The sequence below is a fragment of the Mageeibacillus indolicus UPII9-5 genome (assembly GCF_000025225.2).
Lineage (GTDB): Bacteria > Bacillota > Clostridia > Saccharofermentanales > Fastidiosipilaceae > Mageeibacillus > Mageeibacillus indolicus.
Window position 1 is genome coordinate 1,080,863 of sequence record NC_013895.2, and the last position, 15,173, is coordinate 1,096,035.

Below are 15,173 nucleotides of genomic sequence, written 5' to 3' on the forward strand. Positions count from 1 at the left end.
ATCAGCTTAATTTTCCATTACTGAGAATCTGCTTGCCGTCACACCAAAGATCAGTAACTTTTCCATACACCTCACGACCGTCAAATGGCGTGTTCTTCCCTTTTGACAATTGATCGGCAGCCCTTATCGTCCATTTGGCATTTAAATCTACCAGAACCAGATCCGCCGTAGCACCACTTGCCAAAGTGTAATCGCCATAGCCGAAACGCTTGGCCGGACCCGCGGTAAAACACTTCAATACAGTGGCCAGCTTTAGCCGCCCCGACCTGACCAATTCAGTGTAGACAAGCGGGAAAGCAGTTTCTAGGCCGGTAATACCGAAAGCCGCCGTCGCCAAACCACCGTTTTTTTCTTGCAAAGCATGGGGGGCATGATCGGTAGCAATGATTTCCACCAGACCGGAGTCAATTGCCTCAACCATCGCAGTGACATCAGCTGCCGAACGAAGTGGTGGATTCATTTTAAAATTTCCGTCCTCGCGCAAGTCATCATCACTCAGCAACAAGTGGTGTGGGGTAATTTCCGCGCTCACATCCGCCTGCCACTTCGTCTTGGCTAAGTTAAGCAAGTCAGCACATTTGGCCGTACTCATGTGACAAAGATGATAACGGCACCCGGTTTCAGCAGCTAAAATCAGATCACGTGCCGTCATAACCTCCTCAACACTGTCGCTAATACCGCAATGGCCGTGCTTACGTGCATAATCGCCGTCATTGATATATCCCTTATTCAATAAACTGTTTTCTTCACAATGTTGCGCCAAAAGCCCGCCCACGGCAACCAATCTACGCATAGCCTCACGACACAAAGCCGGATTTTGCATTCCTTTGCCGTCATCAGAGAAAGCCACTGCTCCCGCTTTCATTTGAGCAGCGAAATCGACCAAATTCAGACCCTTTTCGTCATCAGTGACGGGGCTGTAAAAGTCAACCTTGATTTTTGCTTGCTCTTTGGCTCGACGGCGCATGGTTTGAATCAGCTCCGGCGAATTAGGAACAGGATTTACATTAGGCATGGCCAAAACACGCGTATAACCTCCCGCCGCAGCCGCTGCCGTCCCGGTGATCAAATCCTCTTTATAGGTGAAACCGGGATCACGCAAATGAACATGGGGATCGATAAATCCCAGGCTCAACAGCTTGCCGTTAGCTTGGACAATATGCAAATCAGAATAAGTTTCCGATAACTCCTTCCGCTTGGCCTTAGCCTCAGCAGTCGACAAACCTTCATAAAATGCTGCGATCTTATCATCAACGATCAAAACTTGCGCCGAAGTCAGTTCATTTTCCTTTGTACAAACAACCGCGTTTTCCAACCAAGTTATCATTCTCTGCCCCTTTCGCTAAAAAAAAGTACGGTCGCCGCAGCAATCGTACTATATGCAAAACATTTTTCAGACGTCGAAACAACGACCACGCCGTCGCTCTGTAATGTGCTGTTGATATCCAAAAATATGTGGACATTTTCACCTCCGACATCTTGAAAGATGATAACGGATAAATCATAAAGAGTCAAGTGTCCTTTTTATTTGTATTCTATTTGTCGCTTGTTGTCGCTTTTTGAGGAAAATTGACGATCACGCTTAAGGCAAAAACTCTTAGACTAAAGCTATTAAAAAAATCATTTCACAGGAGGTAATCTATGCCGGATAAAAATTTATCACCAATATCCTCACCCCAAGCCAAACCACTGCCTAGCCTTCCGAATCGACTTACGAATGAGAATGCCAAAGCCAAACAAGGACTATCGAACACAGTCACGACCACAGCCAAAAGCAGCCACATCAAAGCAGAATATTCGCGCAATGCCGGGAAAAATCTGCCGCTGAGATTGCGAATAACTCTCCCCCCTTACCTAAAGAAAAAACTATTCTTATGCCGAGAAGGGATTACATGCATGGCCGAAAACAAAGACGGCGCGGCGACACTTGAAGTGGTAATTATTATTGCCGTACTTATGGCGATAGCTCTAATTTTCAACACCCAACTGCGCCAATTCGCGCAAAACCTGTTTCACAAAGTATTTGACGATCAAAGCATTCTGAGTCAAATCGGCAATATCGGAGGGTAAAATGGCTGAACTGAAGCCAACCAGACTAATCAATTTTAATTATGTTTTGACGGCAGGAGAAAGCTTCAGCGACTTTCAAAATGAAGCTCTTAGTTCCATGAACTGGCACGGACTTCTCCTGCCTACCTGCCAAATAGAACCCGAACACATGAGTTTAGTCTGCCGAATAAGTAATAAAATAAGCTTAAGCGAGCTTGGTAGAACTGAAAAACTTGACATCGGGTTTATGGTCACCCTGATAAATCATTGCGGTGAGTTATGGGCAGCCGTGGATAACAGTCAATTGGTGGCCGACAACATACTGTTTGATCCGGACTCAATATTTTTCCCGCCGGATAAACTTGATGCTTGCGAAGCCGGCTTTATCTACTTGCCGGTATGGCAAGAACAAAACGATAATAGCCACGCCTGCGCTTTAGCCACAGGCGGTCGGCTAGGTTTGGTTGAATTGTTCTTGCAGCAAAACCAGCAGCTGAACGAGAATCAAAAAATTGAACTAATCAACGCCGCAGCTGAAAGTATGGCCGGCTTAGTCGAGTGTGTAAATAAATTGTCCTATACTGCCACCGCTCCATCGGACTTGGCTACACCTCAACCTTATTTCAACGATGTCGCCAAGACTTATACAGCCGCTCCGTCAAACCAAGCTGCGTCCCCACCTCTAAACGGAAATACTATTATACCTGCCTATATAAAAGCAGGGCAAGCTTCAACTAAAGGTAGGTTTGACGCTTTCAGCGACCACAATTATGCAGAAAATACCGGCACAAATATTCGGAACAGAAACAGCAATCGCTACTTGGCTTTACTTATTCAAGCAGTTTATTTAGTGGTATGCCTCACCTTGCCGTTTTGGTTACCTGATTCTCACCGCAAACCCTCATTTATCGCGATAAGCATTGAATGGTTAGTGCTACTATGCCTAGATTTAAAACTGTTTGTATTCAGCCGCCGTGGACTTTTTAAAAGAAAGCCTATAAATCGAAAAACTTCGACCTCGTTCAATACCGACCGAGCAGCTAATGCACCCGAGATCCGCCAGCCTCCGCCGACCGCCAACTTTTTGCAGTTCTCTGCCATGCCTTCGGATAAAGAAGAAACAGTTAAAGCCGTGGATAATTCGTTGCTCTTCTCAGAGACCATAATCGATAAACAAGCTGCCGTACCGAACAACCCTGCTTTCATCTCACGCTCCATACCTGGGAGTTCAAATGAACGCCGTAGCGACAGAATATACATTCTAAGGAATAACTTTGTTTTGGGCACAGACCCGATAAAAGCCGACTGCCTCCTGCCTAACCACGGCCATCGCCCCCGTTCCGTGGCGCGTATAAAGAATAATGCCGGAACATACTATATAGAACCACTAGTTCGTGACAGTGTATCCCTGAATGGGAAAAAACTAAAACCCTATACCGACTGTCCCTTGCCGAATACCGCAACCATAAGACTTAACAACACAGCTTACTATTTTTGCTGTAACAGCTAGCGCAGATAACTGCCATGCTAACTAGCACGAACGAAAAATTCGACGATTTTTCCTTGCCAGCAGAATTGAAGAGGCCCACACAAGTAAAAAGGGACACCTACAAGATGTCCCTTGAATACGCATGTAAAAAATTTGAAATAATTTAATCTTATCTATTTTGTTCCGAACAAACGATCGCCGGCATCACCTAAGCCCGGTATAATATAAGCATGATCGTTAAGCCCTTTATCAAGTGCCGCACAGAATATGGGTATATCCGGATGTTCTTTATGCAAACGCTCTACACCTTCCGGAGCAGCAATCAAGCATACAAAACGGATGTTGGTGATCCCACGTTGCTTAAGAAAACTGAGCGCAGCTGAAGCCGAGCCACCCGTCGCCAGCATTGGATCCAAAAGAATGACATCACGCTCAGTAATGTCTTCCGGCATTTTGAAGTAATATTCTACCGGCTGCAAAGTTGCCGGATCTCGATACAAACCAATGTGCCCTACCTTTGCGCTCGGCACTAACTGAAGCATACCCTCTACCATGCCTAAACCGGCACGTAAAATCGGCACCAAAGCCATTTTTTTACCGGCAAGAACCTTGGTAGTAGCCATCCCAATCGGTGTTTCCACCTTAACTTCTTTCAACGGCAAGTCACGGGTGACCTCGTAGGCCATTAGCATTGCCACTTCCGAAACCAACTCTCTGAATTCTTTGGTTGAAGTATTCTTATCACGCATAAGTGATATCTTATGTTGAATCAGCGGATGATCAAAAACAAAAACCTTATTCATAGTAACTCCTTATTCCGAACACAAAGTTTTTTCAAGTTTAGCACATTGAAGCAGGGATATGCAAACTCAATTCATGTCCCGACAAATCCAACTCACATTTATGTAAAGCATTTGTAATATTTCTCTAATATTTATTCAATCAAATCAATTTTTTGCGGATAAGTAGGATAACTATGTGAATAACCGTCTGAACAAAGCAAAATCAGCCATGCTTTTTGTGGATAACCGGTTGATTACTGCCAGGTGTCCTTGATCGCGGCATAGCTTTCTACCGTGCCTATATCGATACATTTTCCCTCAATTCGATACAAGTAAATCGGTTTACGCTTATAAAGCCAAGCCGGAAATCTTCCCGGAGAATCCATGTTGTTTCCTTCCGATTCATATTGCAGCAGCAAAGGTAACGTTTCCGCTTTATAGAAGTAAGTTGCATAAACGACAATATTACTTTTAGGATTAGCCGGCTTTTCTTCAAGGGAAGTAATAATTCCTCCGGCGTCAACTTCCGCAATAGCAAATCTGCTCAACTCGTCACAGTTTTCCAAGCTTTGACCGACTACCATGTCCTTTTTCAGGCGCTTAAACGTCAAATACGCCTGCCGCAAAGAAAACTCGAACAAATTGTCACTTGCTAACACGAGAACGTCTTCCTCATAACCGAGTTGGTTTAAAGCCAATTTTAAATCACCCAACGCACCCAAGCGAATAGATTCTTCTCCAGTACCGTCGTCCAAAACCTTTATTTGCCACGGCAAAAATTCATTCTTTAGCTTGCGAAAATAGGCATCAAAAACTGCGGCGAATTTGTGGTTGGTAACCAAAGTTACCGACGACACGTCACTTATCTCCGCTACTTTTTGTAAAAGCAAATCTAAAATTGTCTTTTCACCGACAGGCAGGAGAGCCTTAGGTAAATTTTTAGTCAACGGATAAAGGCGTGTGGCATATCCAGCCGCCAAGATGATAACCTTCATTATTTATTACCTCGATTATTTTTATTTATTTTGTTAAATTGGTCACTATATTTGCGGCCAGCCCTTGAGGTTGGCGGTGCATAAGGACGAGATGTTTTGCGGAAAAATTGGTAGTAGCGGCAAGGAATCATGCCGTTGTAAAGTTTACGTTGTTTATCGGCGAAAAAACCTATTGCCTGTTCCGTATTCTCATCCGCAGTTATGAGATACAACTTGGTATGCGGCCTTAGTCCCGTACCAGTAAAGAACACCCTGCCGATGGCTTCCGATAACCGATGCGCTGCTGCCGCGTCAAGCAGCCGTTCACCATAAGGCGGATTAGTAACAGCAGTAACATAAGGCAGTTCAAATTTTTCTTGCAAATCACTGATACTTTGAGTTTGAGCATCTGCCGCCGCAAACTTTATAAAATCAGCCACTCCGGCCCGCTCGGCGTTGGCTCTAGCAATTCGTATCGCCTGCGGATCAATATCGGTACCGTAAAAAAACGGCGTGTCCGGCGGCGTTAAGTCCACTTTGCTTTCAGCGTCCGCCCGAGCACGGTCAAAATCAGCCTTCGCAAAAAAGCGCAAACGCTCACCGCTGAAATTGCGCCGCATGCCCGGGGCCATACCAGCAGCTTGCCGCGCCGCTTCAATAAGTATTGTTCCAGAACCGCAAAATGGATCCCAGAGCAACTCATCACCGAAAGGCTTGAAATGGGTCAAAGCAAGCAACGAGGCAGCCAAAGTTTCCTTAAGAGGAGCCATATTCGCTTTTATTCTATAGCCGCGCTTATGTAAACCGTCCCCAGTCGTATCGAACCGCAAACTGAACTCATCTTCCATAAATGAAAATTGCAAGCGCAAGTCTTGAATTTGCGGGTCTTCTTTTAAAATTGTTTCTTTCGGCAAATTGTTAGCACGCAGTACACGCGAGATCACCGCCTTTTTGATGATACTTTGGCAAGCCGGGATGCCGAACAATTTTGATTTACGCGAATATCCACCCGCAACAGTAAAAGCACTCCCGGGCACGATTATGTTCTCCCAAGGATAATTGGTGACCGTTTCAAACAATTGGTCAAAGGTGGTTACTTCGGCGCGCAAAATTTCCACTTCAACCCTTTCGCCGCAAGCAATATTGACATTTAATTCAGCCACACTGCGTGAAACGGCTGCCCAATCATCGGCAACTTTAAGGAAAACTTGGCCGTCTCTTACTTCAATGTTGGTGCGAGAAAAACCTAATCTCTGTATTTCAGCAGACACCAAAGCTTCCACTCCAAGCAAAGTCGGCAAAACTATGTACATATATCGCTACCCTCACATCCAAGCATATTGTAAAATATTTCGACTAAAGTTTATCATAATTCTCATTCGTCTGTCTGATTTCGCACACAACCTTACCACCTAGGCCGACATTAGCCCACAGGCTTAACGGCAAATTTTTCTTTCTGTCCAAGGGCAAGGCGCAATAAGTATTACCATTGTCAAATCAGAGCCAAAATTTGTCAAGATTTCATAAATTAATTTCTCGCAATTACCGTAAATTCAAGTAAAACGAATAGCCTCTGCCTAGTTTTAACAGAGGAGATGCCCAAAAATTGCTAGCTCCTCGTCAGAACAGCTACCAGGGGCAAGGCGAATGTACTTCTGCAGAACTGCATCTGTTCACCAAAGTGATTTGACAGGTGCTGCTATTTTTCGTAGGCAGTGAACCGTTGAGCAATTGACTGCCGGCAGCACAGCATGGTAACTTACTTTAGTTGTGGTGAAGAAAAATTGCCGCAAAAGCCTTGCCAGCAGCCAAAACCAAGGAACAGATAGCCACCAAACCAGGCAAATTATCAAATAATCTGCATAATTTAAAGTTAATTATATGCAGCAAAAACCTGACCACTAATAAAAACGTATTTCGTAGTTAACATTAGCGTAACAATTTATTTTCCATTTAGCTTTATAGTAAACATGTAAATTACACACTGGCCGATTTTTTAAAAGATTACGCACAATTATTAAGTAGGTAAATGCTATGAGAATTAATTATAACAAGTTGTCATATCTTTTGAAAGTTTACAGAACTGCCCGTAATCTCTCACGAACCCAGATGGCAGAACTGCTAAATCTAAATAAAACCGTATATTCGCGCATCGAAAATGCCCAGGTGCATATCGATCTCGACCTTTTGATAGTTATTGCCGAAGTTATGGGTTTGCCTCCGGTCACTCTCTTCGGTTATTTGTGCGATTATAACGAAGTAGCTTGCTTTGAATGGTAGTTTTAATATATTCTTAAAACACTATCATCTGAAAAGCGAGGGGTACTTATGCCTGAATTGCCGGAAGTTGAAAATATCCGCCGCAGTCTTGCGCCACATTTGTTGGATGAGTATTTAACGTTGAAGCAACCGTTTCATCCACAGGTTTGGATCAATCCGGGTGATCTGCCGTGCCGTGATGTTAAAGTGACCGCCATTAACCGACGCGGCAAATACTTGGACTTCGTTCTCGACAGTAACCTGCATTTGGTGGCGCATTTGCGGATGACCGGGCGTTTCACTTATACGGAAGATTTAGCTTCTCCCTGTCTGCCGCATACGCATGTGATATTTGCTGTTTCGCATTCCGTAGGTTTGCCTGCACATGCAGAGCTGCGATATTCTGATCCTAGGCGTTTTGGGAGGCTCATTCTGCTGAATGACACTGAGCTTAAAAGCTATAAATTCGGTTATAATTCACTAGGAGCCGAGCCGCTAAGCCCTGACTTCACTCCAGCTTACCTGCTAACAGCCGCCAGCAAACATCCACACGCTAAAATCAAATCCTTTTTGTTGGATCAAACCGTTATCGCCGGGTTGGGGAACATATATGCTGACGAGATTCTATACGCCTGCCGGCTGCACCCCTGTATACCGGTCGGAAGTATCTCCGAAGCGGCTTGGGAACAAGTGGTCAACGAAACTATACGCCTACTTTCATTATCGATCGCCAACCACGGTACGACTTTTCGTGACTACCGAGATGGTGACGGCAAACGAGGTGGATTTCAATCTCTATTATGTGTCTACGGACGGGCGGGGCAAGCTTGTCCACGGTGTAACGGTATTCTTGCAACTACGCGCATATCAGGTCGCAGCACCGTGTATTGCCCCCAGTGTCAAGCCATGTAATCTCTGCTGCTTTGTCGGCCGTTTGGTATGGAGTCTCATCGTTTGGTGAACATTTTCGTGTTCTGGCGAAATTTGTCGTTTTTTGACGAAACTTGTCGGTTCCCTCCCTTGCTCATCTGTTTAAACTCAACCTAAGATGATAATCACGGTTGAGAGGACGGATATCTGGCAATGGATGTTTTTCTTTGTTTATTATTAGTGTACTTGCTTTACAGGATCGCTTTGGAAGATGCGTTAACCTCCCGAGTTCCGCTTATTTGGCACGGCCTGCTCGGCACGGTCGCACTTGCCCTATGTTTTCTTTCTCCCGTCGCCATTAAACAACTCAGCCTTTTCCCTCTTCATTTAATTGTCGGTTACATTATTTATCGCTTAAATGGCTGGGGTGGCGCAGACAGCAAACAACTACTTTGCAACGGCATCATCTTCGGGACGTTGCGCACCTATTTCACGCTAGCGGCTGCCTTAATCGGTGTCATATTGTTTATCACAGGAAAAGCTGGAATATTCTTGTGCCGAAACATCTATTTGGCCAAGATCAAACATACCGTGAAACCTACATATTCATTATCACTAAGCAGCAAAATTCCTTTACTGCCTTTTTGGCTAATCAGCCTAGGTTTAAGCTTTACCATCTACCCCGGAGCATAAAATTTATACAAAATTGCAAATATATGATTTGTGATAGTGAATTACTAATAGTAAGAGAACAATCGTTGTGCTAAAATACTACAAACCGGCTGAAACAAATCTGTATCAACCAAATTGTGAGGTAGCAAAATGTTAAATTTAACCGAAGAAGCTAAACTTTCGCTTGATGAACTGATGAAAGTACTTGCCGCTAGCCATTCCGCCTTTCATTCCACCGCAGCTCTGGTCAAAATGCTCAAAGCTGCCGGATTTAACGATTATACGGCAACCGGGATTACGAAGATGGAACCCGGCATGAGAGGCTTTATAACCCAAAACAAATCTGCTTTAATGGCCTTCCGTATCGGAGAAAAACCGTTGGAAAATGGTTTTAAAATTGTCGGTGCTCACACGGATTCACCGACTTTGCGAATTAAGCCTAACCCGATCATAGAACGTGAGGGATGCCTGCTCCTAAATACAGAAGTGTATGGCGGCCCCATTTTGAACACTTGGTTCGACCGCCCCCTTTCCTTGGCCGGGCGCATCGTTTATCGTAAGGATGGGAAATTGCGTGATGAGTTGATCGACTTGGTTGACCCATTGCTAATACTCCCTAACTTAGCCATACACATGAATCGCAAAGTAAACGAAGGCGAACCGATAATACGACAAAAGATGCTTCTGCCGGTTATAGCTCTGGCCGATTCAGTAGAAGATTTCGGACGTACCGTCAATAATTTTGGTAATGTCGCTGGCACCGATGCCGATGTCCCGGCCTCGAAGCAACAAAATAAGCTTAACAAACTAAAGCTCATCGAAACCATCTGTGCCGCCAAGCTCGGATGTCCAAGCGAGGATATCATAGACTATGACCTATACGTATACGACATTCAGCCTCCCTGCGTCGTTGGTCTGAATCACGAATTGCTCAGTAGCCCGCGTCTGGACAATGTTGCCATGTCGTTTGCAGCGGTAAGTTCGCTGATCAAGTCAACCTCCGCCACGGCAACTTGTGTCGCCTTTGCCTCAGACAATGAGGAAGTAGGAAGCCGCTCACGCCAAGGAGCCGCTTCCATGTTTTGTCGCGACATGCTCGAATCTTTATTTTTGGCCTCAGGTGGCGATCGGCTAGGATTCTTAAACTGTCTAAACAATTCTTTTCTAATTTCCGCCGATCAGGCTCACGCAGTGCATCCTCATTATCCTGAAGTTGCCGATCCAGTAAATCATCCACGGATCAATCATGGACCGGTTATAAAATTGGCCGCCAACCTTTCTTACGCCACCGATGCCGGATCAGCCGCCGTATTCAAAGAACTGTGTCGTCAAGCTGAAGCACCGTTCCAATATTTTGTCAATCACAGCGATCGTCCGGGTGGCTCAACTATCGGACCGATCAGCACCGCATATCTGCACTGCCCAACAGTCGATATCGGCAATGCTATTTGGGGAATGCATTCGGTGCGTGAAACCGGTGGTGTAGCAGACACTTACATACTGATCAAAATTTTGCGTAATTTTTACAGTAATAATGGCATAATTTGACTGTATGCCAGATTGCAGTGTTGACGAATACTGAAACTCGGGTATAATAGTAGTGTTCGCGCGGGTATAGTTCAATGGTAGAACATCAGCTTCCCAAGCTGAGAGTGGGGGTTCGATTCCCCTTACCCGCTCCACTATTTTTGTACGTTAGTAAGGCAAAATAGAACCGATCATTCGTCTTGACACATTTATCGTTAGTAGGTATAGTACAACACGAAATTATTTCCATAGGAGGAAAATCAGAATGAAGAGAAATGATTTAATTGCGTCCATTGCTAAGGCCGCCAATTTAACCAAGAAAAGTAGTGAGGAAGCCTTAGACGCAGTTCTAAACACAATCTCTGATGCCTTAATCAAGGGCGACAAGGTCATTCTTACGGGTTTCGGCACCTTTGAAGTAAGAGCAAGAGCTGCTCGTAAAGGGCGCAATCCCGCAACCAAAACCGAAATTATGATTCCTGCATCCAAATCGCCTGCTTTTAAACCAGGCAAGCGCTTAAAAGAACAAGTAAACAAATAAAATTTATGCATCTTATAGCTGTCTTATTTAAGGCAGCTATATTTTTATTTTTTATATAGAATATCTCATAATATATAATCATTTAACATTAGCATAGATGGTCTGTAAGGTGGAATTATGAGGATACCGTTAGTATTAGTCATAGACGGCCAAGGTGGTGGACTTGGCAAAGAATTAATTGAGCAAGTAAGGATATATTTGCCGGCAGAAGAATTTTCATACACGCTTTTGGCATGTGGGACCAATTCGGCCGCTACCCAAAACATGTTGAAGTCCGGTGCCGACTTAGGCGCGACCGGAGAATCCGCCATTATTTATAATGCTCAAAAAGCTGACTACATTTTAGGTCCGGCCGGAATTTTATCCGCCAATTCTTTATTAGGTGAGCTTTCTCCTGCCATGGCCAACTCTATCGGCTCCTCAGAAGCAATTAAGTATATCGTTCCGATTAATAAGTGTCGGGTACGTATCGCCGATGACAATTTACCTTTGCCGCAGCGCATTACCGACTGTGTAAAAATGTTTGTCAGTGATTTCAAATTTATGTTACAAAATTCATGAGTAGGTTGCAGCCAACAGATCTTTCTACCTCTCCCCTCATCCCACGCTCGCCGGAATATTTTATGCGTCGAGCGCTTCACCAGGCCGCCTTGTCCGAGCGTAAAGGCGAAGCCCCCATAGGTGCAGTAATTGTTTATCAAGGACGCATCGTTGCCCACGGGCGCAATTCACGTCAAAACAGCAATCTGATCACTGGCCATGCCGAGATTTCCGCCATATTGCAAGCCGAACGCAAGCTTAAGAGCTGGCGGTTGCCCGAGTGTGATATTTATGTTACTTTAGAGCCGTGCATAATGTGTGCTGGAGCAATTCAGCAAGCTAGAATTCGTCATGTCTATTTCGGTGCATCCGATCCTAAAGGTGGGGCGGTGGTAAGTTGCGGAAATATTTTCGATCTACCCGGGCTTAATCACCATGTTGGCTACACTGGTGCGATTCTGGCCGACGAATGCAGCACAGCTCTCAGCAACTTTTTTCGTAATTTGCGGCAAGCCAAATCAGGCAAACGGTGAAAGGAGAGTCCGCATGAAAAAGTTTATCAATGAATTCAAAAGTTTTATAATGCGCGGCAGCGTGATTGATATGGCCGTCGGTATTGTCGTCGGCGCCGCATTCACCACGGTGATCAATTCAGTGGTCAAGGATATAATCAATCCGGTTATCGGTTTCATACTAGCCGGTATCGACTTTGCCAATCTCAAAGCCGTTTTGGCTTCAGCCGAAGGTGCAAAGCCTGAAATAGCCATAACTTACGGCAATCTGATCAATGCCATAATAAATTTTATTATCGTCGCCTTTGTTTTATTCATAGTTCTTAAAATCTATAACAAAGCAAAATCAGTTCTTGAACATCAACAAGAAGCTACGGAAAACGCCAAACCTGCGACGCCAAGTGACAATGAACTGTTGGCAGCTATTTTGGATGAATTAAAAAAGCGCTGACCGCCTACTTTACCACACTCCAATCCCGAATACCTATGTTGGGAGAGTTAAAAAGCAAGCAAGTTCAGCTGCCATATTTTGTAATGGAGAATTATGTCTAAATTTGCTGAATCTGAAGTAATAGCCCGTTATGTTTTTTTGGCCCTGATTGCGGCCAAACCTGGATTGACCGATGCCGATTTACTCAATACCTGTTGCGCATCAATGTATATGGATTATTTCACCTACTCACAGATCAAACAGGAAATGAAAGAAAAAAAATTGGCACAACTTTCTTTGCGCAAAAATGAATCTTTGCTCGCAGCTGACGGCGAGCCGTTACTGCGCTGGGATCTGACAGAGACCGGGAAGGAACTTTTGCATACGCTTAATCCTACCATGCCTGATCCGGTGCTGAAATTTTTGGCTAATTTTTCTAACTCTAGGCAGTTTTTCGAAGAAGCGACAGCGAAAGTTTTGCCTTCCGGCTACGGCGACTATTGGGCAGTCTTGCAGTTACTAGATAATAATCGTCTGACTTTTGAATATCGTATAATTGTGCCCACAAGTGAGGCAGCGGAGGATCTGGGTAAACGTTGGCGGCAAAATACGGCTGAATTGTACCGATATCTGGTAGATCCGTTTAATCGAAAAAACGACGATCCTAAACAGCCGTAATACAGCGAATATCTGAGTGAAGATCTGTATTGGATTGGATAAATTATACTTTAGAGCTATATTCCATGGATAATAAGGCCAACAAGCCATAATAAGGCCAAGAGCCAAAATAAGGCCTTACAAGACGGATTTCGCTCATAAGGCCCATTTTTCAATTATGCAATTATGTGCATCTATGCCACGCGGTTATGTTTGTTCGCATTTACTCAACAACAGCAATGGGAGTTCAGTTGCTCCGACCGCCAAGCAGCATATGTTTTGTGAAACTGCTTTATTTGCAGAGCTCATCCATTTTATCCACAAAAGCGTTGGCAAACTCATCGACACGCTCAAAATCCTTCTCGGTTGGCGCGCCCTTAACCATCAGCACCGGCAAAGTTTCTGTTTTTATCGCACTCAGGCCAGTTGTTAAAAATTGTTCAGCTTTACTTGCCCAAGCATAAGAACTCATGAACCCGGCAACCTTTATTTTCGGCTTCAAGGTATTGACTACAGCAGCCGCATACAAACAAGCCGGATGCGGATTGACTAACACCGTAGGTGCCGCCAAGATAAGCCCCCCTGCTTCAACTAGATCACCGGCCATCTCACCAACAGCTACCGACATACTGTCGCGATGCGCCGCCAAGTTGTAGAGCGTGTACGGCATGTTGCGATCTTTCAAACGCAGAATTAAACGTTGAATCATTTCTTGCGTGCTAGAGTGCATTGAAACATAACCAATGACGGTTTTACGCTGTCTTTTGTCGCCTGTCCACTCTTCATATTTATCGAGAATGTCGGACGGATTGCGCCACAGCGGTCCGTGGGCGGCGGCGATTATGGAAGGATTAAGTTCTTTGACCCATTTTGTGTATTTTGCACATTGCGTTGAAAAAGGCATCATTATTTCTGCAAAATAATCGCGGGCGGCTCTTATCTGCAGTTTAACATCGTCGTTATACATTGAACCACAGGCCAAATGAGAACCAAACAGGTCTGAAGTGAAAATTATGTTGTCTTCTTCCAAAAATGCGGTTGTGTTATCCGGCCAATGCGCAAAGGGGATGCTACGGAAAACCAAAGTCTTACCGCCTAATTCCAGCTTGTCATTGTCTTTAACGAGCATATATTTTTCTTTGGGCAAATGCAAATGCAGCTCTGCCAATTCGGCGACTTTGGCTGTACCCACCAGCTGTGCGTCCGGCCAGCGTTGCAACATGAATGGCGTTCCGCCGGAGTGATCCTGTTCAGTGTGCAAATTAATAATATAATCTATCTTTTTAACTTGCAAATCCTCTAAATTTTTCAGCAAGTCAGCAATTTTTTCCGGCTCGACCGGATCGATTAGTGCGTTCGCCTTGGTACCTTGGATAAAATACGAATTGTAAGTCGTCCCATAGTGCAACGGCATTAATGCGTCGAACAATTCCCGATCAAAGTGTTGAGCACCGACCGAATATACGTTATCGGTAATTTTTTCTAATGGCATTTTTTCCTCCTATCGCCTGTTGTATTTGCAGTCAAACCACCTTGGCTAAGCCTTACGCGAGTCTTAAATGAGTCCAAATAAGTTCAAATGAGTTCAAATAAGTCTCAAGCCAAACCGGCAAAATCAGCCCGGCTGCGTTCAAAAATCAATATCCTCACTTATTTTACTACAAAACAAGTCATAAAATAATTTTAACTAAGCAAAATATTAAAGCCGCTCCATAGAGCGGCCTTTGTCTGTCCGAATTCCACTCATATCGAAAATAAAGGTGAAATTCGCAATACTGCTTACCCGATTTAGCCGGATGCCGACCGAACTGATGCTGCCGTATTGGTGGCACTGCGGTGAAATAGTCTTAGCCACTCACGGCATCAAGCTG

Annotated in this window: 16 protein-coding genes and 1 tRNA gene; 12 read left to right on the forward strand and 5 right to left on the reverse strand. The window is 44.5% G+C overall.

From position 1 onward, the window contains the following. Window position 1: 1 nt before the first annotated feature. Window positions 2-1,327 (reverse strand): dihydroorotase, encoded by a 1,326-nt coding sequence (locus HMPREF0868_RS04815; RefSeq protein WP_012993580.1) that lies wholly within the window; start codon window positions 1,325-1,327, stop codon window positions 2-4. Between the two features lie 314 nt (window positions 1,328-1,641). Between HMPREF0868_RS04815 and HMPREF0868_RS04820 the strand changes: the two genes are divergently transcribed. Beyond that, window positions 1,642-2,070, forward strand: a complete 429-nt coding sequence (locus HMPREF0868_RS04820) for a Flp1 family type IVb pilin (protein ID WP_041705687.1) — start codon at window positions 1,642-1,644, stop codon at window positions 2,068-2,070. A gap of 1 nt (window position 2,071) precedes the next feature. Continuing rightward, window positions 2,072-3,559 carry a DUF6382 domain-containing protein gene (locus HMPREF0868_RS04825; protein WP_012993584.1) on the forward strand — a complete coding sequence of 496 codons (1,488 nt, stop codon included), beginning with the start codon at window positions 2,072-2,074 and terminating at the stop codon, window positions 3,557-3,559. Between the two features lie 152 nt (window positions 3,560-3,711). Here the strand turns inward: HMPREF0868_RS04825 and upp are convergent, their stop codons facing one another. The 3 genes from upp to HMPREF0868_RS04840 form a co-directional block, all read right to left on the reverse strand. Continuing rightward, on the reverse strand, window positions 3,712-4,341 hold the full coding sequence (upp, locus tag HMPREF0868_RS04830; protein ID WP_012993585.1) for a uracil phosphoribosyltransferase: 630 nt from the start codon (window positions 4,339-4,341) through the stop codon (window positions 3,712-3,714). 233 nt (window positions 4,342-4,574) lie between these two features. Next, on the reverse strand, window positions 4,575-5,315 hold the full coding sequence (locus HMPREF0868_RS04835; protein WP_012993586.1) for a nucleotidyltransferase family protein: 741 nt from the start codon (window positions 5,313-5,315) through the stop codon (window positions 4,575-4,577). Beyond that, window positions 5,315-6,607 carry a THUMP domain-containing class I SAM-dependent RNA methyltransferase gene (locus tag HMPREF0868_RS04840; protein WP_012993587.1) on the reverse strand — a complete coding sequence of 431 codons (1,293 nt, stop codon included), beginning with the start codon at window positions 6,605-6,607 and terminating at the stop codon, window positions 5,315-5,317. Before HMPREF0868_RS04840 ends, HMPREF0868_RS04835 begins: the two co-directional genes overlap by 1 nt. Before the next feature lie 721 nt (window positions 6,608-7,328). Between HMPREF0868_RS04840 and HMPREF0868_RS04845 the strand changes: the two genes are divergently transcribed. The 10 genes from HMPREF0868_RS04845 (at window position 7,329) to HMPREF0868_RS04890 (ending at window position 13,323) form a co-directional block, all read left to right on the forward strand. Then, window positions 7,329-7,574, forward strand: a complete 246-nt coding sequence (locus HMPREF0868_RS04845; RefSeq protein ID WP_034574250.1) for a helix-turn-helix domain-containing protein — start codon at window positions 7,329-7,331, stop codon at window positions 7,572-7,574. A gap of 48 nt (window positions 7,575-7,622) precedes the next feature. Continuing rightward, window positions 7,623-8,465: a bifunctional DNA-formamidopyrimidine glycosylase/DNA-(apurinic or apyrimidinic site) lyase gene (gene mutM, locus HMPREF0868_RS04850; RefSeq protein WP_012993590.1), complete on the forward strand. Its 843-nt coding sequence runs from the start codon at window positions 7,623-7,625 to the stop codon at window positions 8,463-8,465. Window positions 8,466-8,636: 171 nt separating this feature from the next. After that, window positions 8,637-9,116, forward strand: coding sequence for a hypothetical protein (locus HMPREF0868_RS04855; RefSeq protein ID WP_012993591.1), 480 nt, complete (start codon window positions 8,637-8,639; stop codon window positions 9,114-9,116). Between the two features lie 129 nt (window positions 9,117-9,245). Beyond that, on the forward strand, window positions 9,246-10,643 hold the full coding sequence (locus HMPREF0868_RS04860; RefSeq protein WP_012993592.1) for a M18 family aminopeptidase: 1,398 nt from the start codon (window positions 9,246-9,248) through the stop codon (window positions 10,641-10,643). A gap of 60 nt (window positions 10,644-10,703) precedes the next feature. Then, window positions 10,704-10,777, forward strand: a tRNA-Gly gene (locus tag HMPREF0868_RS04865). A gap of 110 nt (window positions 10,778-10,887) precedes the next feature. Further along, on the forward strand, window positions 10,888-11,163 hold the full coding sequence (locus HMPREF0868_RS04870; RefSeq protein ID WP_012993593.1) for an HU family DNA-binding protein: 276 nt from the start codon (window positions 10,888-10,890) through the stop codon (window positions 11,161-11,163). A gap of 117 nt (window positions 11,164-11,280) precedes the next feature. Then, window positions 11,281-11,724 carry a DUF3842 family protein gene (locus HMPREF0868_RS04875; RefSeq protein WP_012993594.1) on the forward strand — a complete coding sequence of 148 codons (444 nt, stop codon included), beginning with the start codon at window positions 11,281-11,283 and terminating at the stop codon, window positions 11,722-11,724. 5 nt (window positions 11,725-11,729) lie between these two features. Then, on the forward strand, window positions 11,730-12,236 hold the full coding sequence (gene tadA, locus HMPREF0868_RS04880; RefSeq protein WP_420805354.1) for a tRNA adenosine(34) deaminase TadA: 507 nt from the start codon (window positions 11,730-11,732) through the stop codon (window positions 12,234-12,236). Window positions 12,237-12,249: 13 nt separating this feature from the next. Then, complete coding sequence (gene mscL, locus HMPREF0868_RS04885) at window positions 12,250-12,666, forward strand: large-conductance mechanosensitive channel protein MscL (protein WP_012993596.1); 417 nt, start codon at window positions 12,250-12,252, stop codon at window positions 12,664-12,666. A gap of 93 nt (window positions 12,667-12,759) precedes the next feature. Beyond that, entirely contained in the window at window positions 12,760-13,323 is a 564-nt protein-coding gene (locus HMPREF0868_RS04890; RefSeq protein WP_012993597.1) for a DUF4364 family protein, read from the forward strand. A gap of 271 nt (window positions 13,324-13,594) precedes the next feature. Here HMPREF0868_RS04890 and HMPREF0868_RS04895 read toward each other — a convergent pair whose 3' ends face one another. Next, window positions 13,595-14,794, reverse strand: coding sequence for an FprA family A-type flavoprotein (locus tag HMPREF0868_RS04895; RefSeq protein ID WP_012993598.1), 1,200 nt, complete (start codon window positions 14,792-14,794; stop codon window positions 13,595-13,597). Window positions 14,795-15,173 lie beyond the last annotated feature (379 nt).

What these genes read in the sequence shown, in the direction of transcription:
- HMPREF0868_RS04875 (WP_012993594.1), top strand. Translation starts at nt 11,281, where the DNA reads ATGAGGATACCGTTAGTATTAGTCATAGACGGCCAAGGTGGTGGACTT.
- HMPREF0868_RS04870 (WP_012993593.1), top strand. Translation starts at nt 10,888, where the DNA reads ATGAAGAGAAATGATTTAATTGCGTCCATTGCTAAGGCCGCCAATTTA.
- mscL (WP_012993596.1), top strand. Translation starts at nt 12,250, where the DNA reads ATGAAAAAGTTTATCAATGAATTCAAAAGTTTTATAATGCGCGGCAGC.
- HMPREF0868_RS04890 (WP_012993597.1), top strand. Translation starts at nt 12,760, where the DNA reads ATGTCTAAATTTGCTGAATCTGAAGTAATAGCCCGTTATGTTTTTTTG.
- HMPREF0868_RS04820 (WP_041705687.1), top strand. Translation starts at nt 1,642, where the DNA reads ATGCCGGATAAAAATTTATCACCAATATCCTCACCCCAAGCCAAACCA.
- HMPREF0868_RS04855 (WP_012993591.1), top strand. Translation starts at nt 8,637, where the DNA reads ATGGATGTTTTTCTTTGTTTATTATTAGTGTACTTGCTTTACAGGATC.
- HMPREF0868_RS04860 (WP_012993592.1), top strand. Translation starts at nt 9,246, where the DNA reads ATGTTAAATTTAACCGAAGAAGCTAAACTTTCGCTTGATGAACTGATG.
- mutM (WP_012993590.1), top strand. Translation starts at nt 7,623, where the DNA reads ATGCCTGAATTGCCGGAAGTTGAAAATATCCGCCGCAGTCTTGCGCCA.
- upp (WP_012993585.1), bottom strand. Translation starts at nt 4,341, where the DNA reads ATGAATAAGGTTTTTGTTTTTGATCATCCGCTGATTCAACATAAGATA.
- HMPREF0868_RS04845 (WP_034574250.1), top strand. Translation starts at nt 7,329, where the DNA reads ATGAGAATTAATTATAACAAGTTGTCATATCTTTTGAAAGTTTACAGA.
- HMPREF0868_RS04815 (WP_012993580.1), bottom strand. Translation starts at nt 1,327, where the DNA reads ATGATAACTTGGTTGGAAAACGCGGTTGTTTGTACAAAGGAAAATGAA.
- HMPREF0868_RS04825 (WP_012993584.1), top strand. Translation starts at nt 2,072, where the DNA reads ATGGCTGAACTGAAGCCAACCAGACTAATCAATTTTAATTATGTTTTG.
- HMPREF0868_RS04840 (WP_012993587.1), bottom strand. Translation starts at nt 6,607, where the DNA reads ATGTACATAGTTTTGCCGACTTTGCTTGGAGTGGAAGCTTTGGTGTCT.
- HMPREF0868_RS04895 (WP_012993598.1), bottom strand. Translation starts at nt 14,794, where the DNA reads ATGCCATTAGAAAAAATTACCGATAACGTATATTCGGTCGGTGCTCAA.
- HMPREF0868_RS04835 (WP_012993586.1), bottom strand. Translation starts at nt 5,315, where the DNA reads ATGAAGGTTATCATCTTGGCGGCTGGATATGCCACACGCCTTTATCCG.